Genomic DNA, 828 nt, shown 5'->3' with positions numbered 1-828 from the left:
GGACGCTCGCCGGCTGGACCCCGGATCAAGTCCGGGGTGACGGAGGGTGCCGCCGAGTGAGGGAGCGAGGTGTCGCCGAGTGGCAGAGCGAGCTGCTGCGGGACCGCTGGAGCACGCTACCTCCGAAATGACTGAGAAGAACGTGCCCCGAGATATCTTCCGCACCGGCTCTTCAGAGACCATGGAGATAATGGCTGATATCCTGCCAGTCGGGATTGAGGGTCTCGATCAGGTCGAGCTTCCATTTGCGTGGCCATTTCTTGATCGTCTTCTCGCGTACGATTGCATCGGTCACAAGGTCATGCTCCTCGAACCAGACCAGCGTTTTGACACCGTAGCGGCTGGTAAAACCGGGGATAAGCTCATGCTGGTGTTCGTAAAGGCGGCGCGCCAGGTCGCTGGTCACGCCGGTATAGAGCGTACCGTTACGTTGCGAGGCGAGAATATAAACGTAGCCCTTCATCGCCGCATTATGGGCACCCGGAATCGGCAAACTCAAGCTTGAGTTGCATTTTCCATGATGCAAACACTTTGCCGTCATGCCGGGCTTGAGCCGGCATCCAGTCGCGCGAGGTCCATCGCGCGGGGGACTCTTTGGGCGCAGCGGCAAGGGAAGAGTCTCTTCGGCTCGCCGACGCTCGCCGGCTGGACCCCGGATCAAGTCCGGGGTGAACGGAGCGAGGTGTCGCCGAATGACGGAGCCTGCGGGGGACGCTCGACGGGGCAATATCCATTGCGCGGAAGATTTCATGGGCAACGGATGAGTCTTTTCAGCGAAGCAAACACTTTGCCGTCATGCCGGCCTTGAGCCGGCATCCAGCGGCGCGA

General features: G+C 60.6%; 1 protein-coding gene. It reads right to left on the bottom strand.

Features of this window, described 5'->3' with window-relative positions:
* Positions 1-172 precede the first annotated feature (172 nt).
* On the bottom strand, positions 173-463 hold the full coding sequence (locus ACM6UT_RS23395) for a GIY-YIG nuclease family protein (protein WP_148175671.1): 291 nt from the start codon (positions 461-463) through the stop codon (positions 173-175).
* Positions 464-828 lie beyond the last annotated feature (365 nt).

This window comes from Ciceribacter azotifigens, assembly GCF_048159625.1.
Lineage (GTDB): Bacteria > Pseudomonadota > Alphaproteobacteria > Rhizobiales > Rhizobiaceae > Allorhizobium > Allorhizobium azotifigens.
The sequence above is the reverse complement of the archived record's forward strand: the minus strand, read 5'-3'. Positions and strand labels throughout refer to the sequence as shown.

Bases quoted from the DNA above. Each gene is read 5' to 3' on its own strand.
- ACM6UT_RS23395 (WP_148175671.1), bottom strand. From the start codon at position 463: ATGAAGGGCTACGTTTATATTCTCGCCTCGCAACGTAACGGTACGCTC.